The sequence below is a fragment of the Mammaliicoccus sp. N-M50 genome (assembly GCF_022386995.1).
Taxonomy (GTDB): domain Bacteria; phylum Bacillota; class Bacilli; order Staphylococcales; family Staphylococcaceae; genus Mammaliicoccus; species Mammaliicoccus sciuri_A.
On record NZ_JAJNJA010000005.1, the window covers coordinates 59,523 to 86,400 of the forward strand.

The window sequence follows — 26,878 nt, forward strand, 5'->3', positions numbered from 1 at the left end:
GCGATCTCGTGAGTTTACTACCTCTTTAACTCACATCTTTTGCGATCTCGTGAGTTTATTACTTCTTTAACTCACATCTTTCACGATCTTGTGAGTTTATTACCTCTTTAACTCACATGTTTGGCGATCTCGTGAGTTTATTACACCTTTAACTCACATCTTTCACAATCTTGTGAGTTTATTACCTCTTTAACTCACATGTTCTGCGATCTCGTGAGTTTACTCCACTTTTAACTCACATGTTTGGCGATCTCGTGAGTTTATTACACCTTTAACTCACATCTTTTCAGCAATACAACTCATACTCAAAAAATATACCTAAAAATTTGAAAAGCCTAGGACGTCTTGTCCTAGGCTTCATTCATTATTCTTCTGTTTTATATGTTCTAATGTGATCTGCGATACTGTGTAAGTATACTTTTGAATATGGGTCTTGTCTAAGTTCGCGTTCGAAGTCAAATTCTTGGTTATCAAATCTATTAAAGAATGTTTCGTATTCTTCTACAGATAATTGTTCTCTTGATGCAAGCATGTCTAAGTGTTTTTCTTTATCTAGTGCTTTATCATAACCTTCTACGATTGAACCACTAAATATTTCACCTACTGCGCCTGAACCATAACTAAATAGACATACTTTTTGTCCTGCTTGGAATGTATGGTTTTGTAATAAAGAGATTAAACTTAAATACAATGAACCTGTATAAATATTTCCTACGTCTCTATTCCATAATACAGAATCTTGATAAGCATCCATTAATCTGTTTTTAATTGAATCTTCTACGTTTTCGTTTAAAATAGTCTTGAAGGCTTTTTCGCCCATTTTTGTAAATGGAACGTGGAAACAGAATGATTCAAAATCATTTACTTCATGACCTGTACGTTTAGCGTATTCATTCCAAACTGTGTTGAATGATTCAATGTATGCATCTTTAGATAAAGCACCATCTACGACAGGATATTTTTCAGAAGTTGGTCTCCAGAAATCATATACGTTATTAGTATATGCAACGCTATCGTCATTTAATTCTAAAATTCTAGGATTATGACTTAATAATAAAGCGACTGCTCCTGCACCTTGTGTAGGTTCGCCACCTGAATTTAATCCGTAACGTGCGATATCAGATGCGATTACAAGTACTTTCTTGTTTGGGTTGTTTGATAAGAAATCTTTAGCAAGTTGGATAGCTGCTGTAGCTGAGTAACAAGCTTCTTTCATTTCAATACAACGTGCAAATGGTTGAATATTTAATTGGTTATGAATCTCTATTGATGCTGCTTTAGAGTGATCAACGCCTGATTCAGTCGCTACGATCACCATGTCGATATCTTTTTTATCTTGTTCAGATAAAATATCTTGAGCTGCGTTAATACCCATTGATATAATATCTTGGCTCACTGGATTAACGGCCATTTTATTTTGTCCGATACCAATTTTAAATTTATTTGGATCTACTCCACGAGCATTTGCTAAATCTTCCATACTTACATAAAAACTTGGGATGTAAAAATCTAATTTATCAATACCTATTGCCATAATAATTTCCTCTCAATATGTTATTTTATATATTGAATGATATCAAACTACATTAAATATTGACAATTATTAATAAATAAATTTTTAAGGAGAACATTAAATATGAATAAAGTTGTAATCGTAAGTGCTCAAAGAACACCTGTAGGAAAATTCAGAGGAAGGTTGAGTAACTACTCTGCAGTAGAATTAGGGACTGCTGCTTTAAAATCTGCAATTAATAAAATTCAACTAGATCCTAAAGATATCGAGAATGTTATTTTCGGTAACGTTGTTCAAGCAGGTACGGGACAAAATGCTGCTAGACAAATTGCTGTAAATGCTGGTTTACCATACGAAACACCTGGTATGACTGTAAACGAAGTTTGTGGATCAGGACTTAAATCTATCATCTTAGGGAAACAACTTATTCAACTTGGTGAAGCAAATGTTGTTGCTGTTGGTGGCGTTGAAAGTATGACAAACACACCAGACCTTATTCTTAAAAAAGGCGACGCACCTGTTAAAAGTTTCATGCATGATGGTTTAACAGACGTCTTTCATGATATGGCGATGGGCTTAACTGCAGAAGCAATTGCAACTAAATATGAAGTTACGCGTGAAGAACAAGATGCGTTTGCATTAAATTCACACTTAAAATCTGATAAGGCAACTAAAGCTGGTAAATTTAACGAAGAAATCGTTTCATTAGAAGATGTTAATGGTGAAACAATGACTTCAGATGAATTAATTAGACCAGAAAGTACAATGGAAGACCTTGCAACATTAAAAACTATTTTCAAAGAAGATGGTACAGTGACTGCGGGTAACGCTTCAGCTTTAAGTGACGGTGGTTCTGCTTTAATTTTAATGAGTGAATCATATGCGAAAGAACACGGCTACACAATCTTAGCAACTGTCGGACAGCACGCAGAAATCGGCTGTGATCCATTATACATGGGTTATGCACCTTTCTATGCAGTAGAATCACTATTAAACAAGACTGGAAAAACAATTCAAGATATCGACTTAGTTGAGATGACAGAAGCATTCTCAGCACAAAGTATTCCAGTTAAAAAGAATCTGAACATTCCAGATGAGAAATTTAACATTTATGGTGGCGCGATTGCTTTAGGTCACCCACTAGGCTCAACTGGCTCAAGATTAGTTACAACGTTAGCACATGCCTTAAAACAAGAAGATAAGCAAACAGGTATCGCGACTGCTTGTATCGGTGGTGGCTTAGGCATAGCACTAATGATAGAAAAAGGAGTAGGACTTTAATGAAACCTTTAACGAAAGATTTCAGACACTTATCACGACATGAGAAAATTCAACAATTAAAAGATCATGGTTGGATTAAAGAAGAATCTGAGCAAATATTACTCAATAATTCAGAAATAGATAAAGAACTTTTAGAGAATTTAATCGAAAATGTCATTGGTCAAGGTACCCTACCAGTAGGTGTCTTACCTGAAATTATAGTAGAAGATAAAGCATACGCTGTACCTATGATGGTTGAAGAGCCTTCAGTAGTCGCAGCAGCAAGTTTCGGTTCTAAACTTTTCAACAAATCTGGTGGTCTTAAAGTCATTCAAAGTGACAATATTAAATTAGGTCAAATCGTATTTGATAATGTTACAGATACTGCTCAACTATCTAAAGATATACTAAATTTAGAATCAGATATCCACCAAGTAGCCGATCAAGTTTACCCTTCTATTCTTAAAAGAGGTGGCGGTTACCGTAAAATCGAAACAGATGAATTCCCTGAAGAAGGCATGCTTTCTTTAAAAGTTCATATCGATACACGAGATGCAATGGGTGCTAATATTATCAATACGATTCTTGAAGGTATTGCGCACTATTTAGAAACGCAATTAAGTGATACAAACATACTAATGAGTATCCTTTCAAACTATTCAACAACATCTGTTATTCGCATTGAAGGTAAAATTGCCGTTTCAGATTTGGATAAAGGTGATGTAAGTGGTGCAGAAGTCGCACACCGTATGGAAAGAGCATCTGTATTAGCGCACATCGACCCATATAGAGCAGTCACACATAATAAAGGTGTTATGAATGGTATTAGCTCAGTTGTATTAGCTTCAGGTAATGATACAAGAAGTGTTGAAGCAGGTGCACATGCTTATGCAAGTAAAGACGGACAATATAGAAGTTTAACAACTTGGAAATATGATAGAGATAACCAATTCTTAATAGGTGCTATAGAATTACCATTAACACTTGGCATTATTGGCGGAAGCATAGACCTCTTACCAATATCTAAAGTTACGTTAGACTTGCTAGGCGTTAAAACAGCACAAGAATTAGCACATATTGTAGCAGCAGTCGGACTCGCACAGAACTTTTCAGCATGTCGTGCACTCGTATCAGAAGGTATACAGCAAGGTCATATGAACCTACACTATAAATCATTAGCAATTAAAATCGGTGCAAAAGGTAATGAAATCCAACTTATAACAGAAGCACTTAAAAATATGGATAAACCAAACTTAGAAGCAGCACAAGGATTACTGTATGAGATGAGAAATAACTAGATAATTGGTGAGATTCGGTGGATTTCGGTGGAATTCGGCGCGCTAACGATCTAGTTTCGCATTCTTGATCGTTAGATAGCTCATTTAGTGTAAAATCACTATATTTCACCTATGATTCAGTCCGCTAACGATCTTGTTTTTGAGTCTTGATCGTTAGATAGCTCATTTAGTGCAAATTCACACTATTCTACCTGCATTTCGGCGCGCTAACGATCTTGTTTCACTTTCTTGAACGTTAGAATTTCTAACGATCTTGTTTTCGAGTCTTGATCGTTAGACATCTCATTTAGTGTAAAATCACTATATTTCACCTATGATTCAGTCCGCTAACGATCTTGTTTTTGAGTCTTGATCGTTAGCGCCACAATAAAATCATAAAAGAGCCTAGAACAACATTCATCGTTGTTCTAGGCTCTTTCTTTGTTTATCCCGAATACCCATTTGACATCTTCTTACAATACGCATTAAGATAGTGAAGTTGATTAAAAAAATAGGAGATATTTATCATCATGAAAAACAAACTGACTTTTAAAGAAAATATATATATTGGATCCTTACTTTTTGGCTTATTTTTTGGAGCGGGTAATTTAATCTTCCCTATTCATTTAGGTCAATTGGCGGGATCGAATGTTTTAACGGCCAATATTGGTTTCTTAATTACTGCGATTGGTTTACCGTTCTTAGGTATTATCGCAATTGGTATATCTAAGACGAATGGTATTTTTGAAGTAACGACACGTGTGAATCGCAAATACGCTTATATCTTCACAATATTACTTTATCTTGTAATTGGACCGTTCTATGCGTTACCTAGACTTGCGACGACATCGTTTGAAATTGCATTTACACCGTTTATTTCAGATTCATCTGTCACATTATATTTATCGATATTTAGTATTTTATTCTTCTTAGTTGCTTGGTTTTTCTCAAAAAAACCTTCAAAAATTCTAGAATATATCGGTAAATTTTTAAATCCTGTATTTTTAGTCCTTTTAGGCTTATTGATTTTATTAGCGTTTATTAATCCAATTGGACAAGTATCAAATGCTAATATTAATCCTGATTATGAAAATAGCGCGTTATTAAAAGGGTTCATTGATGGTTATAATACGTTAGATGCTTTAGCTGCACTTGCATTCGGTATTATCATCGTATCCACTATTAAAAAGTTAGGTATTACAAACCCAAATCATATTGCGAAAGAAACGTTTAAATCTGGTACGATTAGCATTATTTTAATGGGTATTATTTATAGTTTATTAGCATTTATGGGTACGATGAGTTTAGGTCATTTCAAAGCGAGTGAAAATGGTGGCATAGCTTTAGCTCAAATCGCACGATATTATTTAGGTGATTACGGCATCATATTACTATCTCTAATCATTATCGTAGCTTGTTTAAAGACTGCTATAGGCTTAATCACAGCCTTTTCAGAAACATTCACTGAGCTATTTCCAAAGCAAAATTATTTAATGTTTGCAACAGTTGTAAGTATTATTTCATGTATATTTGCTAATGTTGGTTTAACAAAAATTATTGAATACTCTACTCCAGTATTAATGTTTTTATATCCATTAGCGATTACAATTATTTTGCTAACATTATTCAGTTCATTCTTTAATCATTCAAAAATTGTTTATCAATTTACGACATACTTTACAATGATTGCTTCATTTGTTGATGGCATTAAAGCAAGTCCTGAATTCATCGCAAATACAAGTTTTGCACATGCAGTCATCACTTTTGGCGAAAAATTCTTACCGTTCTTCACGATTGGAATGGGTTGGGTATTACCAGCCGTTGTCGGATTTATCATCGGCTTCATCGTATATCAATTTAAGAAATCATCATACAAAACAGCATAATACAGATAAAAGCAAGTTACCTCGTTTATGAGATAACTTGCTTTTTTATTTAAATATTTATTTATTATAAGGTTGTCTGCCCATTACAAATTTAAAAATTTGAAATTCTCTTAATAAAATTCCAATCCCGAGGCAACATCCCACAATAAACAGTAAAGATATTGGAATAAAGATGAATGTTTGTTCTTCAAATATACTTGTATATTGGAACATATATTCCAATATAATAGGATGTAGTAAATAAACAAAAAATGAATATCTACTAATCAATTCAACAGAACTAAACATAAATTCATCAAACTGTGTGCTAAAGTTAATTAAAATTAAAAATGCAAAAGTAATATATAATAAAATACGATAGTCCATACTACTAACCATCCAATAATCATGTTCTCCTACAAATACAAAAGCTATGTATGCAGCGATAGCTAAAAATACAATTAAAGCGATGTATTTCGATACGAAAGCTTTAATAGCTTGATAATTATGACCTACGTAAGAACCTAAAAAGTAATAAAATAACCAACCAATTATAAATGTTTCAGGACTAAATGGATAATAGTGACTTATAAATTCTCTGACAGGTTCAACATTTTGATAGCTATATAAATAGACTGTATTGATCATAAACGAAATGATAAGGCTCCATTTTGAAAAAAGTATTTTTGCGTTTATTCGATAGATAAACCAATTTAACAAGAAGAACTGAATAATGATTACAATAAAGTATCCATACCAATTACCTTGAATAACATTTTCTGTGTATTGCGTTAAGAATGAATCATTTAATTTAAGTGATTCAGAATAACTATAGAAAGCACCCATAATTAAGTAAGGTAATAATATATATTTTAATCTTGTTCTTAAATAGCCTGTTTTTAATTTTTCATTATAATTTAGCGTCGTTAATAGTTGAGACAATATAATAAATGAAGGTGTCCCGATAATTAAGATCATTCTGATCCAATATAAGACTTGTAACTGTAAATTATCAGGTTCATTTGTATTTGTAAACTCGGTAAAAACATGTGTTAGTACAATTAATAAACATAAAAATGTTCTTAAATATATAAATTCAATATATCTTCCTTTACTCATGATTAAATCCTTCCCATTTCTTAACAAGCTTGTTAAAAGCGTCATCACTTACCATAACTCTTGGAATGTAAAAATTATCACTATCTGGAACAACTGCTTTTTCTTCCAATGTAAATCCATACTTGATTGATGTATCGTGATCAAGTTGTTTAATTAATTTATCGTTTGCTTGACCGTACGGATATGCGATCGCTTGTTCATTTCCATCTAGTTCATCTTTAATATAGTTCGTACTATTATCGATATCCTGTTTAATGTTCCCCTTTTCAGCATATGCTACAAATTTTGATTTTTCTTTTTTCATAGTATGCATATCATGTGTATGCGAAGCAAAATCCCATAGACCACTATTCTTCATTTCGAGTAATTCTTTTTTAGGAGACATACGAATATTATGAAAATCAGGGTCACCTACATGATCTGTTATTACAAACCCAGTTCCTTGGACATCGTATTTTTTCATAATTGGAAAGGCATTTTCATAAATACTTTGATCCATATCATCAAAATTTAACCACACGCAATTTTTAGGGAACTTACCTTTTTCTTTGTAATGAATGAATTCATCTAAAGATAAAAATTGAGCATTCTTTTCTTTTAACCATTTAATATGAGATTCGAATTGCGTGTCAGTGACACTATAAATTTTCAATTCTTTACTATTTGAGAATGCTGATAATAATTTATCTATCCATGTGTCTTCTCGTACGCGGTGATAGTTTAATGCGAGACATCCATTTTTCTCGCCACCAAGTGTTTTTTGTTTCTTAGCAAGTACTGATTGATCACTAGAAATGAACATGAATAATATCAAAGCTATCATCATCGACCACTTAAGACTCATCTTAATAATTCTCATGTGGTACAGCTCTCTTTCTTCTAACGTTGAATAGAAACGTAATCATCAAATATACTGCAATGATGATTGACCCAATCACAAAATAATTAAAAATCGAGACAATGTCACCTTTCTCAAGATTCAATATTACTCTTACAATTTGTATAAAATGATTGTCTATCGGTAATAACGAACCTACCATTACAAATAATACTGTTATGCAATATAGCCATAATATTGATGATGCTATAAATACGATTGACTCTCTAAAAATATTTAAATTTGATTCTACTCTTTTATGTTCCCTCTGTCTGGACTTGTCCATGTAGCAAACGCTCCTTTTTTTCTTTTAAGTGCTTTTGGAAATGCAACTACGACGACAATCGCATTGATTAACCAATAAAAAGTTGGATACCAACTTAAAAATATAAGAAATAAATTATTTTTTCTTTCATATCTACTATCAATTAATAAAGAAATAGTAAATTGAATAATGTTAATAAACGTCAGTAAGAATGCTGATATTAAGAAGATATTTAATTGATAATTATAGAAGTAGTAATCCAAGAAGTTTAATCGAAGTAGTGTGTAACATAAGATAACAACTATGCCATAGACCCATATTACAGAAAGAATTTGTTCAATAAATAACAACCATAATGAAACGTTTCTTACTTTAAACATGTTCTTAAAATCTCTTAAAATCACTTCATGTCCACCTTGGGACCATCTTACCCTTTGTTTCCATAACCCCTTAAATGTTTCAGGCACAAGCATCCAACATAAAGCTCTCGGTTCATATTTTATTTTGTATCCTGATAAATGAAACTTCCATGACACTGCAATATCTTCAGTAATCATGTCCGTATCCCAATATTGATTCTTCTCTAGTGCTTTTTTATTAAATAACGTAAACACACCAGATATCGTATTAACAAATCCGTTAATCGTTTGTGCTCTCTTTATACTGCCTATCATACTTGCATATTCGATTGTTTGAATTTTCCCTAGTAAAGTAGATTTATTTCTAATACGTGGGTTCCCTGTTACTGCTCCGATTGTTGGATCATCAACCAAACTTTCCACCATATAATACGGTGCATCATCGTCGTTAATCGTATCTGCATCCACACACATCAAATATGGGTATTGAGCATATTGAGCTGCAATATTTAACGCATTTGCTTTACCCCTATTTTCCTCTAAATTAATAAACTTAATTTTGTACGCTTGTTTAAGTCTTAATAATTCTGCCTTTGTATTATCCGAGCTCCCATCATTAACAGCAATAATCTCTTTGATCGGAAATGAGAGGTCATTTAAATTCTTAATCGTTTCTGCAATGGTACTCGCTTCGTTGTAACAAGCGATAATAAATGAAATCCCTTCTTGTGGTTGATAATTAATATGCTTAGCTTTCAACTTTCTTTCAATAAAAACATAGTAAATCAAAGTCCCGATTATCCAAAAAATCGACATAGCAATTGGATAAACGATAAAAAATAACAATAAAAGTTCCATAATCCCTCTCCCTAACGAACGGTAGTTTGTAAAAATAGTATATCATTTTCAGAGAAAAAGGCAATGCGTAATTTATTGTGTGAAATGTAAACGTTTTTACGAGTGATTTTTAGTGTATTTTCCTGTATAGTTATTCATAGGAAGTAAAGGAGGCAAATGAAGTGAATAATACATCTGAGAAACTCATTCAAATAAGTATGAGAACCTTTTCTGAAATGGGCTATTATGGAACATCACTAAATAATATTGCCAATGAATTAGGTATTAAAAAAGCAAGTTTATATAACTATTTCAAAAGTAAAGATGAATTGTATGAACAATGTATTGAAAGATGTATGAATAAAGGTATGAAATTAATCAAAAGTATTGATACACAACCTCATAATGCTCATGAAGAACTTATAAAGTTTTTTCAAGAATATATATATGATTCAGAGTACTTAGTGAAATTCTACATTCAATTATCATTTGCACCATCCAACTTTACAGAGATGATTTTAGAGCATAATAAAGAACTTGCAGTCGTATTTAACAGTAAATTAGTAGATATCCATAAAAATAGTGAATTCAATATAAATCGTGAAGATTTCATTCTATTTATTAATATGTTTGTATACGGATGGCTTTATAGAAAATCATTTGTACAAAATAACGTTACACCTGAGAATATCATTAAAGAATTTGATCAACATATTAAAATATTAATGAAGCAGTCCAATGCTGATAATTCATAAAAACTTATAATAACGCGCCATATCAATTAAGATATGGTGTGTTTTTTTTATAGATTAATCATTTATAAAAAGTTCCGCAAAATCAAAAAACACATTAACTTTAATTGATTTTCAAAACCATTCTTTTTGTGTATAATTTGTTTCAGAAAGTAAACAAATTAATTATTATTTTGTATTTCCAATAATTAAATTACTTTTTTTGTTATTATTTTATATTTTCTGGGTATTACATATATAGCTATACTAGAGAAAGAGGTAGAACCATGGTTAACAACAACGGGAAAGGCTATTATGAAGATATTAGTGATGATTTGTTATATGTTTCACAGTCTATTAGCCAAAAAATCTCATCTGAAGAGTTTAATTTATCAGATGAGAAAGAAATTATTAAAGGCATCCTAGAAAAGTTGGAAGCTCAATCTTCAGAATAATTCGCTATATACCGTCATAACGACTGCTCAGACAATCAAGGCAATCGTTATGATTTTATTTTTTATACAGACATATTTTAAGCGGGTACTCTATTGAGTAATCCCGCTTAAAATATATGCTTAATTGTATTTTTCCTACTAGGTGTATTCCCTATTTCTCCGTATATCTCGGGTTATCTTTATTAAGTGCCCAATTACCTGTTGTTAAATATGAGGCATAAGCAGACCAACAAACATATGGAATTAATAATAATCCTGCTGTCTTATTCACTTTATAAAATTGAACAGTTGTTAATATGACTGCGCTCAATAATACATAACTTTCAATCAGCGCTGTGCCTCTTAATTTATATTTGAAATACAGTATTGACCATAAGTAATTTAAACCTAATTGACTATAATAAGCTGTCTGTGTTGATTTAGCTGCGCGTTCTTTCGTTATAATCGAATGTGCGATACCCATGCTTAAATATAATATCGGCCATACAATTGGGAATATATAACCCGGTGGTGAAAATGGTGGTTTTTTATTTTTAGAGTAATCTTTACGTGCATTTTGAACAGCATATTTACCGATTAGTCTACCACCAACTAACGGTGCTGAAATGATACCAGCGTATTTCACTATTTTACTTAATTTCATACAGAACCACCTTTTCAAAAGTTTGATGTCTAGTATATATACCCGAAATTGTCTATCATTAAAATAAGAACTTTTTTAAAAGGAGCAATACAAATGAAAATATTAATTTTAGGTGCTACAGGCAGAGTTGGACAAGAAGTATTAACACATGCGCTATCGGACGGTCATGACGTAACCGTACTCGTTCGTGATAAAAATAAATTAAGCGTCGATCATCAATCTGTGAGACTAATCGAAGGAAATGTATTAAATCCAAATGATATTCAAAAAGCAGCTGAAGGTAATGACATTATTGTAAGTGCATTAAGTACAGATGGCTCCACTACATTATCAGAAGCTATGCCATTCATTATCGATACAATGTCACAACAAGGCATAAAGCGTATCATCACAATAGGTACTGCTGGTATATTACAAAGTCGAACTGATGAGAATTTACTGCGCTATCAATCTAATGAATCTAAAAGACGAACAACACGTGCAGCAGAAGAACATCATAAAGTTTATACACTGCTTAAAGATTCAGAGTTAGATTGGACAATCGTATGCCCAACCTATTTACCAGATGGCGAAAGAATCGGACAATACAGAGTCGAACGAAACTACTTACCAGAGAACGCTGTAAAAATATCTGTCCCAGACACAGCAGACTTCGTTTACAATCAAATATCGTCTGACGAATATATCCAATCACGCGTTGGAATAGGATATTGAATTAGAGTGTAAAAATGCCCCCGAATGTTGCTAGATATCCTCGTCTTGCAATATTCACGGCTTCTATGTTGCTAGTCAGTCGTGTCTTGCAATATTCGGGCCTCCTATGTTGCTAGTCATACGCGTCTTGCAATATTCACGGCTCCTATGTTGCTAGTCATGTCCGTCTTGCAATATTCGCGGCTTCTATGTTGCTAGTTATGTCCGTCTTGCAATATTCACGGCTTCTATGTTGCTAGTCATGTCCGTCTTGCAATATTCACGGCTTCTATGTTGCTAGTCAGTCGTGTCTTGCAATATTCGCAGCTCCTATGTTGCTAGTCATACGCGTCTTGCAATATTCGGGCCTTCTATGTTGCTAGTCATCCTCGTCTTGCAATATTCGTGGGTTCTATGTTGCTAGTCATACCTTTCTTTCACACCTCTCCTACCTTCATTCACAAATTTGTAAAATTTTTCTAAAATAATTGAGAATAATAATCATTTCGTATTGCGTTAGCATGGAAATTTTTGTATATTATGGGTATCATCCAAGAAAGGAAGTTTTACATGAATAAAAACTTTATCAACTTTAGAACGGGATTAGTAAAATTACCTGTTATTATAGCAGGTGTGTTTTTCTTATCTCATCCAACTGTCACTCATGCCAGCGAGAACAATGCATCAACTGAGTCAAACGCAGCTGTAGCTCATGAAGAAACACATACTTCAAATGAATCAAATAATATAGAGAATAAAGACAATTCAACAAATACAAATGAAGCGACAAATTCAGTTGAAGCAAACAAAGAAACAGATAGTAATGCTGCTAACGAAGCTAATAGTGAGCCAACAGCATCACCTTCTGAGCATAATGTAACTGAAAATACTACAAGTAATACAACATCAAGTACTAAAGAAGGTACAACTCAACCTGCACCTACTTCAACAGAAAATAATGCAACAGCACAACCTACTCCGACAGCACTTACTGCCGAAGAAGAAAAAGAAGATGCATATTTCACAGATCCTAATTTCCGATATGATACTTCAAAAGACCCTCACTTTGATGAGGATGGTGCTTTAATTGATACTCGTAGAAAATTAGAAAACTATGAGGTCCGTAACAGAACTGCTTATATTTATGTGGAAAATGGTAATTATAAAGGTCAAATCGAAAACTTAAAACATGCTAATGGTACTGGATTAGTTATTGGAGAAAATTATATCCTAACAGCAGGTCATGTTATTTATAGTAATAATTACCCAAGAGGATATTTAACTGGTGGGTATGTTTCACCAGGTAGACATGGTGAATTTGAAAAGTTTGGTCGCTACAAAATTAAAGCAATGCATGTTATGCCACAATACATTGAATCTCCATTGCAACGTTATGATATCGGAATTATTGAAGTAGAACCACATAATGATATGCCAGAATCTATAAGTGAAATAAACCCTTATAACATTAAACCATTTAATAAAGAAATGCTTGGTAAAAAGATAGAATCACAAGGTTATCCAGTTGATTTAAATGAAGAATCAATAGACCAATATTGGGTTGATGGTACTATCATTCAAAAACAACCTAAAGGAACAGTTGAATTATCGATGTACGGATATTCTGGACAATCTGGAAGTCCTATTATTCTTGAAGGTACTGACGATGTTATTGGTGTATTTAGTTATGATACAACAGGCAATGAATATGGAACTTTAATGACTCCTATAACACATGAAATTTATAACTGGATACAGTCTATTATTAATAAAGACGGTAAAGTAGAAGATCCAACTCAACCTGCTGAGCAACCTAAAGTAGACGAGCCTACTAAACCGGCAGAACAACCTAAAGCGGATGAACCTACTAAGCCAGCTGAACAACCTAAAGTAGACGAGCCTACTAAACCGGCGGAACAACCTAAAGTAGACGAGCCTACTAAACCGGCGGAACAACCTAAAGCGGATGAACCTACTAAGCCAGCTGAGCAACCTAAAGTGGACGAGCCTACTAAACCGGCGGAACAACCTAAAGTAGACGACACTACTAAACCGGCTGAGCAACCTAAAGTAGACGACACTAAACAAGCAGTAAAAGCTACTCAAATAAATAATACTGAAAAGAAAGTAACTGCTACTCAAGTATCTACATCTCATGCTCAGAACAAAACTCAATCAAATGCTAAGCATGATAAGAAACAATTACCAAATACAGGTGAAAAAGAAGCGATAACTACAACATTATTCGGTACATTATTCGCAGTATTAGGTAGTTTATTATTCTTCAGAAAACGTAAAACTGATAAATAATAAGGTATCCCCTAAGAGATGTTTCATATGAAACATCTCTTTTTATGCTTTCACACTTTTAGAAGGAATCATCGCCCAACATATAAGCAATAATATAAATACAATTGCTGGGACTAGAAACCCAATGTGAAATGCCATTATATGATTGTGTATAGATATTGTTGCGACGACTGTAGCGATCAATGCGGAACCGAAGCTAGATCCAATATTTTCTACAATATTAATCGTAATACCTGCTTGTGGTAATTGTTCGTCTTTTAAATCTGCATAAGTATTTGTTGTAAATGGTAGAAGTATCCCACCAACACTTATTCCTCGTAATAAAAGCAGCATACTTAATATGATGATTGATGTGTTGCCGTCTACAAATACAAATGGTATTGAAGCAACAATCGTTAATATTAAACTTACCAATATCACTTTTTTAGCACCATAATGATCTGTTAATTTACCAATCAAAGGTCTCGCTAATAACATACCAATTCCTTGAGGCATTAATGCAATAGCCGCTTCAATCGTATTAAATCCTTTAAAATTCTGAAAGAACAGCGGGAAAATAATCATCGGTCCCATAATCGCTAAATTGGCTAGAAATAAGCCGCTACTTGAAGCTGCATAGTTACGATTTTTAAATAAATTAGTTGGTAATACGGTTTGATAATCCTGAACTCGATTGTATATCAAATAAATCATGATAAGTATAATACTCGCCGATAGCACGAGCACAGTTTCAATATTTGTAAACGAAGCTGTTTCAGTAGCATGTGTAATGCCGTAAATTAACGTAATACTGATTAAAGATAAATTAATTATGCCAAACCAATCTAGTCTCTTACCTTTATTAAAAGGTTCATATGACGGTAATCGTTTAATCATAACTGGTGTGATAATGATCATGACAATGATGTTCAAATAAAATATCCATTGCCATGAGACATAATGAATAATAAACCCACCAACTACTGGACCTAATATAGGACCAAGTATCATAGGAATACTTACAATAGCCATAACTCTACCAATTTTATCTTGACCTGTTGTCTTAACAAGCAGTGTAGCCATAAGCGTTGAAATGATTCCTGCACTAAATCCTTGAACGAGTCTAAATAGAATAAACCAAAAGATATTTGGACTTAATCCTGTTAATACTGAAACAATACCAAATGTAACAACAGCACTTATATATACACGTTTACCATCAAAGTGGTCCATTAACCAACCAGAAAACGGCACAGCAACTGCCATAGCAAGAATATATCCCGTAACACCCCATTGAATAAAATTAAGGGATGTATCAAAGTATTTCGTTAAATCATTAATCGCAATATTGATCATTGTTGAATCGAGCATGGGCATAATAGCACCTAAAGCAATGGCCCATGCCGCTATCATTATGCTTTTAGGAATGCGTTCTAATTGTTGAGAATACATAAATTAACTCCTTTATATTTTGTTTCCACAGAAACATTATAAGAGCTTTTTGTTTCCTAGTCAACAAAAATAATATAAGCAGAAATTTTGTTAGTGACAGAATTCCGAATTGTGTCCGTTAGAACCCTCGTTAGAGACAGAATTACGAATTGTGTCCCTTAGAATCCCCGTTAGAGACAGAATCCCGAATAATGTTCCTTAGAAATGCCACTATCCCTTAAATCCAAAAAAGCTGAGACATGGATGTCTCAGCTTTTATCTACATTCTATTCAAGCTTTTTCTTTCTCAATGACTTGATCTAAGTAGTCACTATATTTATCAAAAAATCGATTCAATGTTTCAAATTCTTCTTCTGTTATATCATCAAAGAATGGTTTGTCTCTTTCTAAAAATTGATCATGCAATGCTAAATGACTGTTATATATTCGGTTTCCTTCTGCTGTTAACTCAAAGTATATTTCTTTTTTATTGTCATCTTTTTGATATACCGTAATCGCATTTTTCTTAATGAGTTTTTTCGTTAATTTACTTATTGCGCCTCGTGTCATAAATAAGTCATCTGATATTTTTTTAACATTTGGATTTTCTATATTATGGATAGCTTCTATACAATGAACTTCTGAGGACGTATATCCAGATAAAGCTTTTTCCATTTTAGGTTTATTTAGCCAGACAATTCTATTTTGTACATGACCCATTTTTTGCATTAAAGACTTTACTTTATTCATCGCTAAATCCCCTTATATTCAATCTCATATATGATAATTCACTTTACACATACTTTTCTTCATAGTAACAGAAATGATAAAAAATCAATAGTTCATTCAATTGTCTTTATCATATTCTAATCTTTTTAGACTAACTAAAGTATTAAAATAATAATTTTATATAATTTATCGTGATTTTTTATTATTATGTTCTATCATTGACAAACCGTTCAAACCTCCTATAATTGAGAATGATTCTCACTATATAAATTATTTGAAAAGGAAGTTGATCTTTTTGGAAATCGTATATAACGAACAGATACAAGAAATACGTCAATATTTTCAAGATTTTTCTGAAGAAGAAATAACTACTTTATACGAGAAAGCATACCGTGAAATCACACGACGTATTGATCAATTATCAAATTTTGAAGATATTGATCAAGATGTCATTTATGATGATGAACGCTTAGTACACGAAATTCAAGACTCTATTCGTAATCTCACTTTGAGCTATATTCAATTCGAACGTGATCATCAACAATATGGTCACCGTTATCAAAATATTTTTGAGTTTGTTGAACAAGAAAATTTATCAGATGTCTTTTTCGAACAAAGTGTTACTGAAGGACATCCTTTTCACCCTATGACTAAGACAAAACTAGGATTCTCTATTGATGATGTTATTAAGTTTTCACCAGAATTTAGACAAACGGTGAATGTCATTCCTCTATTGTGCAATAAAGATTTTATAGATGAAATCAATATCTATCAATCACCTGCATTAGAGACTTTTAAAAAGAAAATTAATACATATTGTAAAGAACATGGCATTAAATTTGAAAACTATGCATTACTGTTTATTCATGAATGGCAATTGAAACATTTTCTGTTACCACAGTTTGAAACATGTTTCGAACAACAGTTCATGATTCCGTTATTCGATTTAGCAGTTGAAAGTAATCCATTATTATCTTTTAGAACTTTAGAAGCACAAGAATTAAATTGCATCGTTAAGACTGCTGTCAATGCACAAGCGACAAGTGCAGTAAGAAATGTGTCACCCGCTTCTATACGTAACGGTATTATTCTCAGTGATGTTGTGGAAGGCATTTATCGTTCAAATGGTTATGATAATAGCTATATTCAAAAAGATTTAGCAGGCAGTTATTTAAATATCAATCAGGCTCACGCTAATAAATGTAGCTTTATGTTAAGAAGTCGTATACCCGAACAGAAAGGTGCTCACCAATTAGTATGTGGCAGTCTGATTACTGATAGCTTTGTTACGAAAAAACCTATACTCATTGAATGTATTGAAACAATTATGCAAACACAAGACATGTCATTTGATTCTGCAACTCAATTATTCTTAACAGAGTATACACATAATTTATTAGAAGCTACTTATAGATTATTGCTTGAAGAAGGTATTAGTTTAGAAGCACATATGCAAAATAGCACTGTCATTATTAAAGACGGCATGCCTATCTCTATTTATATAAGAGACTTTGGTGGCGTGAGATTATACGAAAGAAATATAGATATCGATGCTTCAACAGGTTTGATTACTGACTCATTTGAAGATTTGTTATCTGTATTCTCTCATGCAGTCTTATACAATCATCTGTTCCAGCTTATACAAGTGTTGGCTACTTATGGCTATGACAGCACAAAAGGTTATCAAATCATTCGAAATATGATAGCCGATCATCACGTTCATAGTGCACCTGACATCAATATTTTAAAACAACCAACCTTTAACATTAAATCATTGTTAAAAATGAGAATTTTCGCTGAAGGTTACGATTACCAATATACAAATATCAATAACCCGTTATATATGGAGGCCAAATAAAATGAGTTGGACTAAAGAGGTATATCAACATACAGATAAATATGAACATCACTATATCGAGCAATGTATTCAAGACAGCATTCATACAACATTTAAGAAATTATTAACATGCTTATATGAAGAAGTAACACCTCCTATACATCATGTAGAATCTATTAAAACAATCACTACTTTATATATTACCGATTCTATATTTATCACATATGATAAAGCGAACCATCGCGTACAAATTACAGATGATACAACAACTCGCTTTGTTCAAGATCCACTTGAATTAATAGATTGGCTTAATCATTTTAGCGATGAACATCACGATTACCACAAATTGCGTGTTGAAATTGAAAATCATCTCATCAACCAAGCCATTAGCTTTATTCACTGTTCTTATACATCTAAAAGTGACCACCCATTATTACATAGTGAGCAATATGTGATTACAGGACATAACATTCATCCATGCGCAAAGACAAAGTTAGGATTGTCTTTCAAAGAAGTGATGCAATATTCACCTGAATATAATCAAGCATTTAAATTAAACTGGTTATTCGTGAAAAAAGGCTTTCTATATAACAATTTAGAAGCTTCTGAGATAAAAACATTGGCTAACTTTAGTGGTTATTTAGGAGAAATTCCTGAAGATTATGATTTGATACCCGTTCATCCGTTTCAATTCGAACATGTCATACCACAAGTTTATGCGGAAGAGATTCAATCTCAAAACATTATACCGCTTCAACATACTGGTGGACTCGTAAAGAGTACATCATCATTTAGAACCGTTTGTCCTTTAGATACGATAACACCGATTATCAAATTGCCCGTCAATTCACAAATGACGTCAACAATACGTTCTATTAGTAACAACAGTATTATTAACTCTAAAAATATCGGTGAATATTTCAAATATATTTATAAGACTGACGACCGTCTTAATGAAATCAGCTTACCTGTTTTAGAATATGGCGGAATGACTTACATTCATGACGAAGTAGATAAACAGCGTAACCTGTCATTCATATTGCGAGAAAATAATACACAATATATACCTGCTCATGCATCACTTTATACAGCGACATGTTTGTTTGAGTTAAATGAACATCACCAAAAAATTTACGTCGATATGATTGAAACAGCTCGTGCAACAGCAACGCCAATTGCTTGGTTTGACCAATATGTTTCATTACTCGTTGAAACCGTGTTAACACTTATGACGAAATACGGTGTCGGCTTAGAAGCACATCTACAAAATATGTCATTTGAATTTATGAACGGTATGCCTACACGACTACACGTACGTGACTTTGGCGGATTACGAATTGATGCTTCTCGCGTTCCTGAATGGCTAGAACTTAGCAACGCTTTAACAAATGCAACGACTGAAGGTATGTATGAAAAAGTACAAAACACATTAATGAGTAATCACCTCAACACACTTGTGCATCATTTCAGTGAAGATTATACATATGATCCAAACATGTTATGGCTACGTATTAACCGTACATTTAAAGCCGTATTTGAAGATTTATTATCACAAGACATAGAACATACAGAGGCAGATATTAAAGCCTTTTACAAAGAGACTATAAACGAGAAAGCGTTATTAACGATGCGCGTATCTAATAAAGATCAAGATATTTATATCCAAAAAGCCAACCCACTTCTCATTAATGATGAAGTTAAAGTTTAATCCTTATCATCGTTTTGTCAGTTCTCAGTTTATAGCTCGAACAATCGATTGGGTAGATATTATCGCATTAAATTGGATAACGTTACAAATGACCGGCAGTGCTGTTTATATTGCATATATTAATTTTGCACGGTTAATGCCGCAGTTAGCTTTTGCTTTTGTAATCGGTAAAATCATCGATACAGTCAGCTCTACCAAACTCATGTACATCATCCATTGTGCAAATATGTTATGCACAGTATGTGTCGTCTATGCTTTTTGGCAAAAATGGAATATCTACCTCATCCTTTCAATTATTATGGTGCGTTCATTTTTCCAAGCAATCGATACAATTCAAAGAAATGCACTTATACAAAGTTTTGTAACACCAGACAAGCTACATAAAGCAATCAGTTTAAATGCTTTAATTTTAAATATAGCTAGATTAACTGGACCATTTATAGGTGGGATATTATTAGCTCAACTGAATTCTAATATCGTATTATCCCTACCTATTATAGGGAGTTTGATGGTTATGTTATTCAATCAAACTTTGCCAGAGGTCCATCATGAGAAGAAGACACGTCATAAAATATGGTCTTACTTAAGACAACAACCTGTTATTGTCATGCTCATGTTGTCTAGTGTCTTATCGATGCTTTTTGGATTTTCGTATACGATTATTTTGCCAAACATTGTAGATGAACAATTTGGCAGCCGTACGATGATTTATTCACTCTTTACTGCCATGATTGCAGCTGGTTCTATTATGATTTTAGTCATGTTTATGCGCACTAAAAATATGAACACGATGAAAAGTTTGAAACGATGGGCAATGATATTTACGTTAACCATCATATTATTAATGTTTATTCATGATACATATTTATATGCAGCTATCTTATTAATAATGGGATTGGCATCACAAGCGTTTAGAACGACCAATCGAATACTTGTTCAACAGCTTGTTGAAGCTAAATATAGAGGGTCTGTATTATCCATTTCAATGATGGACAAAGGTTTCATTCCACTTGGTGGTATATTACTAAGCTTTATCTTTGAACAGTTCAATTTACAAATTGTATATATAACAATGGTTGTTGGACTGCTCATCATGGTCATCTGTGTCATGTTTATGATAAATAAGGAGAATCAATATGGAAAGAATTAAAGAAGTGTTAACAGACAGTAATCACGATTATTATATATATGATTTAACCGAACTAAAACAGCGCATCAATTGGATTAGATCTGTCACGAAACACGATATTTTCTATGCAGTGAAAGCCAACTCTAATATAAAAATTTTAGAAACACTCGCACCTTTTGTTTCTGGATTTGAAGTTGCTTCTACTGGAGAAATTGAAAAGGTTCGATCTATTTCAAAAGAAATTCCAATCATTTACGGCGGACCTGTAAAGACGAAACAACATTTAGAATATGCTTTAGATGAACAAGTGAAATCTATTCAAGTAGAGAGCCTCTTTGAGTTAGATGCATTGCAAGCATTGCTTCAAGACAAACAACAAACAATCGAAGTGATGATTCGCATTAATTTAAGTAACATTCAATCAACAGCTAAATTAAAAATGGCTGGTGTCGCGACACAATTTGGTATGCCCTACAACGATCTAGATGAAGCCATTCAAATCTGTCACGACACAGAAGAAATTACTTTAACAGGTTTCCACTTTCATGCTATGAGCAATAATTTAGATGAGGATGCGCATGTCACATTCATAGAAAGTGCCCTTAAATTTACGCAACAATATCAATCACATTTACCGGAAGACTATGCGATTAATGTTGGTGGCGGTATAGGGATCGACTACGATGATCAAACATGTTTTGATTTTGATTATTTTGCAACACGTATCCATCACCTACCACGCTTAACTTTTGAACTTGGTCGTTTTATTACAGGTCCAATAGGTTATTATGCCGCTCATGTTTACGATATTAAATCTATGCATGATCAAACATTCGTCTTATTAAACGGTGGCACAAATCATTTTAGATTTCCAAAAGCGTGGCAACATCATCAACCTTTTGAAGTCATTCATTCGCATTCAACATCTAACAGAATAAAGTCCATTAATAATGATACGGTCGTATTAGCCGGAAAACTATGTACACCTAATGATGTATTTGGTCTCCCCTATGATATTGAAAGCATACAAACGGGTGACTGGGTCGTCTTTAAATATGCCGGAAGTTACGGATATGACATTAGCCATTTACAATTTTTATCTCATGAACTGCCAGTTATTGAGTATATTTAAATATATTTTATTTAAACTGAAAGTATATTCCAAAAATATATTGACAAAAAAAGGTAATATTTTATAATTGAAAATGAAAATCATTATCATAATTCAACTTGAGAAAGAGGTTAAAGAAATGAGAAAGCTTTTATCAGTTATAGTAGTACTTGTTGTAATGCTCGCAGCTTGTGGTAATAAACAAGAGGCATCTTCAGACAAAGATACGCATGAAGTGAAACATGCGATGGGAACGACTAAAGTACCTAACAATCCTAAACGCGTTGTTGTATTAACTAATGAAGGTACAGAAGCACTCGTTTCAATGGGCGTTAAACCTGTTGGTGCTGCTAATTCATATGCTGGTGATCCGTGGTATAAGCATTTAGAGAAGAAATATAAAGACATTGAACCTGTTGGTGGAGAAAGTGAAATCAACTTAGAAAAAATTGCGAAACTTAAACCAGATTTAATTATCGGTAATAAATTCAGACAAGAAGCACAATACAAGAAACTTTCTGAAATCGCACCTACTGTATTCTCTAAAGAACTACGTGGTGACTGGAAAAACAACTTTAAATTATACGCGAAAGCTGTAAATAAAGAAGATAAAGGAAATGAAGTCTTAAAGAATTACGATAATCATGTTAAAAAAGCAAAAGAAGAAATTGGAGATAAAGCAAACTCAGAAGTATCAATGGTTCGCTTTATGCCAGGTGATGTAAGAATTTATCATAAAGATACATTCTCAGGTGTTATCTTAGACGAACTTGGTATTAAACGTCCTAAAGGTCAAGATAAGAACGACTTTGCGGAAAGAGGTCTTACAAAAGAACGTATTGAAGCAATGGACGGAGATTACATCTTCTACTTTACTTTCCAAGAAGATGATAAGAAAGTTTCAGCATTAGAAAAAGAATGGGTAAATGATCCTGCCTTTAAAGAATTAAATGCTTCTAAAAAAGGTCATGTTTATAAAGTAGATGATGCTGTTTGGAACACTTCAGGTGGTGTATTATCTGCCAATATGATGATTGATGATTTAAAGGAAAAATTAAATGAAAAATAAATATCTTTGGTTATTTCTCCTATTTTCAGGTATGTTTATCGTACTATTCATATTAAGTATGATGCTTGGCTATAAACATTTTACCTTTTCAGATATATGGCAACATTATATCCATGGAGAAACAATTAAAGAGCAACGTGTACTGACACAACTAAGACTACCTCGCGCAATATTGGGCGGGGTTGTCGGTGTTTTAATGGGTATTAGTGGTGTAATGATCCAAACCATTACACGAAACCCTTTCGCAAGTCCTGGCATTATGGGAGTTAATAGTGGTGCTAGTTTAATGGTTGTAATTACGACTGTTGCGTTTGGGATGAACGGTGCATTTCAACAAACCATTATGGCTTTTATCGGTACCATCATCATTGCAACTTTAATTATATTAGCCACAACATTACCATTTAAGCCATTTAATGCGATGGAATTAACTTTATTTGGAGCAAGTATTAGTGCTTTTTGTATGGCTATCACTCAAGGTCTACTGATCTATAACGAATCAGCTATAGAAGAATTAATATATTGGTTAAATGGTTCGGTAGCGAATAAACATATTAATATTTTAATGTACATATGGCCATTTATTATCGTTGGTTTAATCATATCTATTTACATGGCCAAGCCGCTTAATCTTTATATGCTAAGTGATGACGCATTAAAAGGACTTGGAGCTAAAATATTATCCATTAAAGTATTCACGATGATTGCTGTTGTTCTATTAAGTGGATCTGCCGTGGCATTAGCTGGTCCCATCGCCTTTATAGGACTGATTACACCTCATGTTGCGAAATTGTTATGTAAATCTCATAATCATTTTATCGTCATACCTTTATCAGGTGTTCTAGGTGGTTGTCTTCTATTATTAAGCGACATTTTAAGCAGATATTTATTAATGCCGAGAGAATTGCCAGTCGGTATTACAACAGCTCTTATTGGTGCACCAATATTCATTTATTTAATTCTTAATCGTAAGGAGTTAACAGAATGAAGAAATTTATCATACTTATTATCATGCTCATGTTAACGACTTTACTCACACTCATGTTAGGTGACAGCTTTATCGCACCTCAAAATGTACTAAGTGGCTTATTTAAACTTGGTGATCCTTATACAAACTTAGTCATTAATACTTTAAGACTGCCGAGAGTCTTATTAGCAATTGTAACGGGTGCAGCACTTGGCATTGCAGGTTGTGTCTTACAATTTATTACGAAGAATCCATTAGCTTCTCCTGATGTGATTGGTATATCACAAGGTGCTAATGTTGGTTCATTAGTATTTCTTATTGTTTTAACAACAAGTACCGAAGCTTTATTATTACCAATTGCCTATCAGCCAATCTTTTCAATGCTTGGCGCGATTATTATTACGGCATTATTATATTATTTAGCAATGCGAAAAAGTTACAAACGAGATCGTCTCATACTCATTGGTATAAGCTTTAATATACTTTGCCAAGCAATTGTGATGTTCCTAATATTAACTTCAAGTAAACGAAGTGCTCAAGCTCAAATTTGGATTACAGGATCTGTTCATCAAGCAGAATATCAACAAGTCATGATTGTAGGAAGCATCTTGCTTATCGTTATGTTTGTTCTGACATATTATGCACGATCATTTGATATTCATTACTTAGGTAGAAATTTATCACTAGCTTTAGGTAATCCTTATCAACACATATCTGTCATTGCATTAATATCAATGAGTATCTTAATTGGAATATCCATGAGTTATGTAGGTGGCATACAATTTGTTGGATTAATCGCACCACACATCGCACTTAAACTCGGTGCACATCAATTTAGAAACCGAATATTTTATAGTGCTATAATCGGCGCCATCATACTATTATTAAGTGATTTAATCGGTAGAACACTCTTCTTACCAAAAGAAATCCCAGCAGGAATCTTTACCGCACTCATCGGTTCACCATTCTTTATGTATTTATTAATTAAGAGTAGAAAATGATATATTAATAACACAAAATGGACTAGAAAATTTTCTAGTCCTTTTTGTTATCTATCTTGATATGACGATTCGTTGTCTCTTGGCTTTACTTAGGTCTTAAGCCATGACTTTTGCGATCTCTTGGCTTTACTTAGGTCTTAAGCCATGACTTGGACGATCTCTTGGCTTTATTCATCACTTAAGCCATGACTTTCGCAATCTCTTGGCTTTATTCATCACTTAAGCCATGACTTCGACGATCTCTTGGCTTTACTCATCACTTAAGCCACAACTTTTGCGATCTCTTGGCTTTACTCATCACTTAAGCCATGACTTTGACGATCTCTTGGCTTTACTCATCACTTAAGCCACGACTTCGACGATCTCTTGGCTTTATTCAGGACTTAAGCCATGACTTGGGCGATCTCTTGGCTTTACTAAATCCTCAAATCAAACAATACTCATCTTGCCATGATATCTTTTGCTATATGGATTTGTTTATTTCTTTCTTCAGTCACTAACTTTAAATCATTGTTAGATATTACATTCATCACTTTAACAGCATAATCTGATGATACAATTGCATGTCCTCTCATATGTCCTGTTGCGATTGCTTGTGCGTATACACGTGCTGCAAATTTACTTTGTTCTGTTAGTGATCTTTGTGATAATTGATTCGCTAAAAATCCAGCTTGTCTGAGTTCATAAGCACTAATTTGCCCTTCTTTTCTAAGTTTTAATTTGTGTTCAGTTTCTGAAATAATTGTATATTTTTCTTCGTCATTGCCTATATCTATATCATCAATAAATCTCTTCGCATTTGTAATCGCCCACTCGACAAGTTCTTTCTGTGTCAGTTCTTCTAATAATATCTCCAAAGTTATTCGTTTTTCAATATCATCTTGAATTTTCACTTTATATTTAGAAGGTATTTCAACTTTATGCGCTTTCTTAAGCTCTCTTTCATGCTCATTCCATGCATATTCCTCTAGATCCATAACATGTCCTCCTTAGTATGACGATTGTTTAAATGCTTTCAATTAAATTTATAAAAACACCAGCTACATCATCATAGCTGGCATTATATTATCTTTGTATTTGATTGGCATTTTCAATGGCTGTTATTTTACCATTCTTTGTCGTTATTAATATTGAGAAGGAATTGTTTGGATTATCATCATATACTAACCCATCGCTATTTTCTATAGTTGGTGTTCCGTGAACGGATTTAAATGCTTCTACTGTTACATTTGTCGGTGCTACGTATATATGTTCTGCTTTATCTTTACTATTATATCTTACGGCTACGTTACCATATTTTTCAGCTTGAGATTGTCCAGCTTCTATACGTCCATCTGACTTCCCGAATTTCTTTTCAATGGCATCTCGCGATAATCCAATACCTACTCCATAAAATCCGCTTCTTACATCAGCATTCATAAAGCCTTGGCTAAATTGAGTCGTTTGGACATCGATGCTTGGTGGATCGCCTTCTGGTTCCTCAGAATCATCACTGGATTCTTTGTCATGACTTTCCTCACTACTCGGTTCTTTATCAGCTGTTTGTTGATTACTAGAAAATTCAATACGATTATCACCAGCAATAAATTGATACGCAATGAAACCAAATACACCAACGATTAAAAGTAGTAATACTAATATCATTCCCGAAAATATCTGTTTCAAATTCCTTCCTCCGAACTGTAATTTTCATAAAAAGTTTATAAATGTATT

General features: G+C 33.1%; 24 protein-coding genes. 14 read left to right on the forward strand and 10 right to left on the reverse strand.

Annotated features, from left to right (window positions below; all coding sequences use genetic code 11):
• Positions 1-364 precede the first annotated feature (364 nt).
• Positions 365-1,534: a hydroxymethylglutaryl-CoA synthase gene (locus LQ622_RS09130; protein ID WP_126476581.1), complete on the reverse strand. Its 1,170-nt coding sequence runs from the start codon at positions 1,532-1,534 to the stop codon at positions 365-367.
• A 102-nt stretch (positions 1,535-1,636) separates the two neighbouring features.
• Between LQ622_RS09130 and LQ622_RS09135 the strand changes: the two genes are divergently transcribed.
• The 3 genes from LQ622_RS09135 (at position 1,637) to brnQ (ending at position 5,936) form a co-directional block, all read left to right on the forward strand.
• Positions 1,637-2,794, forward strand: a complete 1,158-nt coding sequence (locus LQ622_RS09135) for a thiolase family protein (protein ID WP_239774991.1) — start codon at positions 1,637-1,639, stop codon at positions 2,792-2,794.
• Complete coding sequence (locus tag LQ622_RS09140) at positions 2,794-4,071, forward strand: hydroxymethylglutaryl-CoA reductase, degradative (protein WP_206166601.1); 1,278 nt, start codon at positions 2,794-2,796, stop codon at positions 4,069-4,071. The genes LQ622_RS09135 and LQ622_RS09140 overlap by 1 nt, the downstream gene beginning before the upstream one ends.
• Positions 4,072-4,577: 506 nt before the next feature.
• On the forward strand, positions 4,578-5,936 hold the full coding sequence (brnQ, locus tag LQ622_RS09145) for a branched-chain amino acid transport system II carrier protein (protein ID WP_037589161.1): 1,359 nt from the start codon (positions 4,578-4,580) through the stop codon (positions 5,934-5,936).
• 57 nt (positions 5,937-5,993) lie between these two features.
• On the opposite strand, the gene LQ622_RS09150 is transcribed toward brnQ, so the two are convergent.
• From LQ622_RS09150 to pgaC, 4 genes are read right to left on the reverse strand one after another with little or no spacing between them, the layout of a single operon-like run.
• Positions 5,994-7,034 (reverse strand): acyltransferase family protein, encoded by a 1,041-nt coding sequence (locus tag LQ622_RS09150; protein ID WP_239762292.1) that lies wholly within the window; start codon positions 7,032-7,034, stop codon positions 5,994-5,996.
• A complete protein-coding gene (icaB, locus tag LQ622_RS09155; RefSeq protein WP_239762293.1) occupies positions 7,027-7,893 on the reverse strand; it encodes an intercellular adhesin biosynthesis polysaccharide N-deacetylase in 867 nt (288 codons plus the stop codon). The genes LQ622_RS09150 and icaB overlap by 8 nt, the downstream gene beginning before the upstream one ends.
• Positions 7,880-8,197 carry an intracellular adhesion protein IcaD gene (gene icaD / locus LQ622_RS09160; protein WP_078099638.1) on the reverse strand — a complete coding sequence of 106 codons (318 nt, stop codon included), beginning with the start codon at positions 8,195-8,197 and terminating at the stop codon, positions 7,880-7,882. Before icaD ends, icaB begins: the two co-directional genes overlap by 14 nt.
• A complete protein-coding gene (gene pgaC / locus LQ622_RS09165; RefSeq protein ID WP_239774993.1) occupies positions 8,161-9,393 on the reverse strand; it encodes a poly-beta-1,6-N-acetyl-D-glucosamine synthase in 1,233 nt (410 codons plus the stop codon). Before pgaC ends, icaD begins: the two co-directional genes overlap by 37 nt.
• 161 nt (positions 9,394-9,554) lie before the next feature.
• On the opposite strand from pgaC, the gene LQ622_RS09170 reads away from it, so the two are divergent.
• Positions 9,555-10,127, forward strand: coding sequence for a TetR/AcrR family transcriptional regulator (locus LQ622_RS09170; protein ID WP_239774995.1), 573 nt, complete (start codon positions 9,555-9,557; stop codon positions 10,125-10,127).
• A 263-nt stretch (positions 10,128-10,390) separates the two neighbouring features.
• A complete protein-coding gene (locus tag LQ622_RS09175) occupies positions 10,391-10,558 on the forward strand; it encodes a hypothetical protein (RefSeq protein WP_185805772.1) in 168 nt (55 codons plus the stop codon).
• 151 nt (positions 10,559-10,709) lie between these two features.
• Here the strand turns inward: LQ622_RS09175 and LQ622_RS09180 are convergent, their stop codons facing one another.
• On the reverse strand, positions 10,710-11,201 hold the full coding sequence (locus tag LQ622_RS09180) for a TspO/MBR family protein (protein ID WP_204255480.1): 492 nt from the start codon (positions 11,199-11,201) through the stop codon (positions 10,710-10,712).
• 93 nt (positions 11,202-11,294) lie between these two features.
• Here LQ622_RS09180 and LQ622_RS09185 point away from each other — a divergent pair, with 93 nt between their 5' ends.
• Positions 11,295-11,915 (forward strand): NAD(P)-dependent oxidoreductase, encoded by a 621-nt coding sequence (locus tag LQ622_RS09185; RefSeq protein WP_239762295.1) that lies wholly within the window; start codon positions 11,295-11,297, stop codon positions 11,913-11,915.
• A gap of 549 nt (positions 11,916-12,464) precedes the next feature.
• Positions 12,465-14,204 (forward strand): trypsin-like serine protease, encoded by a 1,740-nt coding sequence (locus LQ622_RS09190; RefSeq protein WP_239774997.1) that lies wholly within the window; start codon positions 12,465-12,467, stop codon positions 14,202-14,204.
• A 42-nt stretch (positions 14,205-14,246) separates the two neighbouring features.
• On the opposite strand, the gene LQ622_RS09195 is transcribed toward LQ622_RS09190, so the two are convergent.
• Together LQ622_RS09195 and LQ622_RS09200 are read right to left on the reverse strand one after the other, a co-directional pair.
• Positions 14,247-15,635 (reverse strand): DHA2 family efflux MFS transporter permease subunit, encoded by a 1,389-nt coding sequence (locus tag LQ622_RS09195; RefSeq protein WP_239762297.1) that lies wholly within the window; start codon positions 15,633-15,635, stop codon positions 14,247-14,249.
• A gap of 270 nt (positions 15,636-15,905) precedes the next feature.
• On the reverse strand, positions 15,906-16,364 hold the full coding sequence (locus tag LQ622_RS09200; protein WP_206166597.1) for a MarR family transcriptional regulator: 459 nt from the start codon (positions 16,362-16,364) through the stop codon (positions 15,906-15,908).
• A 274-nt stretch (positions 16,365-16,638) separates the two neighbouring features.
• Here LQ622_RS09200 and LQ622_RS09205 point away from each other — a divergent pair, with 274 nt between their 5' ends.
• From LQ622_RS09205 to LQ622_RS09235, 7 genes are all read left to right on the forward strand, one after another.
• Positions 16,639-18,201 carry an IucA/IucC family protein gene (locus tag LQ622_RS09205; RefSeq protein WP_239762298.1) on the forward strand — a complete coding sequence of 521 codons (1,563 nt, stop codon included), beginning with the start codon at positions 16,639-16,641 and terminating at the stop codon, positions 18,199-18,201.
• A 1-nt stretch (position 18,202) separates the two neighbouring features.
• Complete coding sequence (locus LQ622_RS09210; RefSeq protein WP_204188256.1) at positions 18,203-19,888, forward strand: IucA/IucC family protein; 1,686 nt, start codon at positions 18,203-18,205, stop codon at positions 19,886-19,888.
• Positions 19,869-21,038, forward strand: a complete 1,170-nt coding sequence (locus tag LQ622_RS09215; protein ID WP_239774999.1) for an MFS transporter — start codon at positions 19,869-19,871, stop codon at positions 21,036-21,038. The genes LQ622_RS09210 and LQ622_RS09215 overlap by 20 nt, the downstream gene beginning before the upstream one ends.
• The gene (locus LQ622_RS09220) at positions 21,025-22,149 is read left to right on the forward strand and encodes an alanine racemase (RefSeq protein WP_239705585.1); all 1,125 of its coding nucleotides are present in this window, start codon (positions 21,025-21,027) and stop codon (positions 22,147-22,149) included. The genes LQ622_RS09215 and LQ622_RS09220 overlap by 14 nt, the downstream gene beginning before the upstream one ends.
• Before the next feature lie 118 nt (positions 22,150-22,267).
• Positions 22,268-23,197: an ABC transporter substrate-binding protein gene (locus LQ622_RS09225; protein ID WP_239762300.1), complete on the forward strand. Its 930-nt coding sequence runs from the start codon at positions 22,268-22,270 to the stop codon at positions 23,195-23,197.
• Positions 23,187-24,185 carry a FecCD family ABC transporter permease gene (locus LQ622_RS09230; RefSeq protein WP_204188257.1) on the forward strand — a complete coding sequence of 333 codons (999 nt, stop codon included), beginning with the start codon at positions 23,187-23,189 and terminating at the stop codon, positions 24,183-24,185. Before LQ622_RS09225 ends, LQ622_RS09230 begins: the two co-directional genes overlap by 11 nt.
• On the forward strand, positions 24,182-25,165 hold the full coding sequence (locus LQ622_RS09235; RefSeq protein ID WP_037589144.1) for a FecCD family ABC transporter permease: 984 nt from the start codon (positions 24,182-24,184) through the stop codon (positions 25,163-25,165). The genes LQ622_RS09230 and LQ622_RS09235 overlap by 4 nt, the downstream gene beginning before the upstream one ends.
• Before the next feature lie 440 nt (positions 25,166-25,605).
• Here the strand turns inward: LQ622_RS09235 and LQ622_RS09240 are convergent, their stop codons facing one another.
• Positions 25,606-26,142 carry a putative immunity protein gene (locus tag LQ622_RS09240; protein ID WP_239762301.1) on the reverse strand — a complete coding sequence of 179 codons (537 nt, stop codon included), beginning with the start codon at positions 26,140-26,142 and terminating at the stop codon, positions 25,606-25,608.
• Positions 26,143-26,230: 88 nt separating this feature from the next.
• Positions 26,231-26,830 (reverse strand): hypothetical protein, encoded by a 600-nt coding sequence (locus LQ622_RS09245; RefSeq protein WP_204188476.1) that lies wholly within the window; start codon positions 26,828-26,830, stop codon positions 26,231-26,233.
• Positions 26,831-26,878 lie beyond the last annotated feature (48 nt).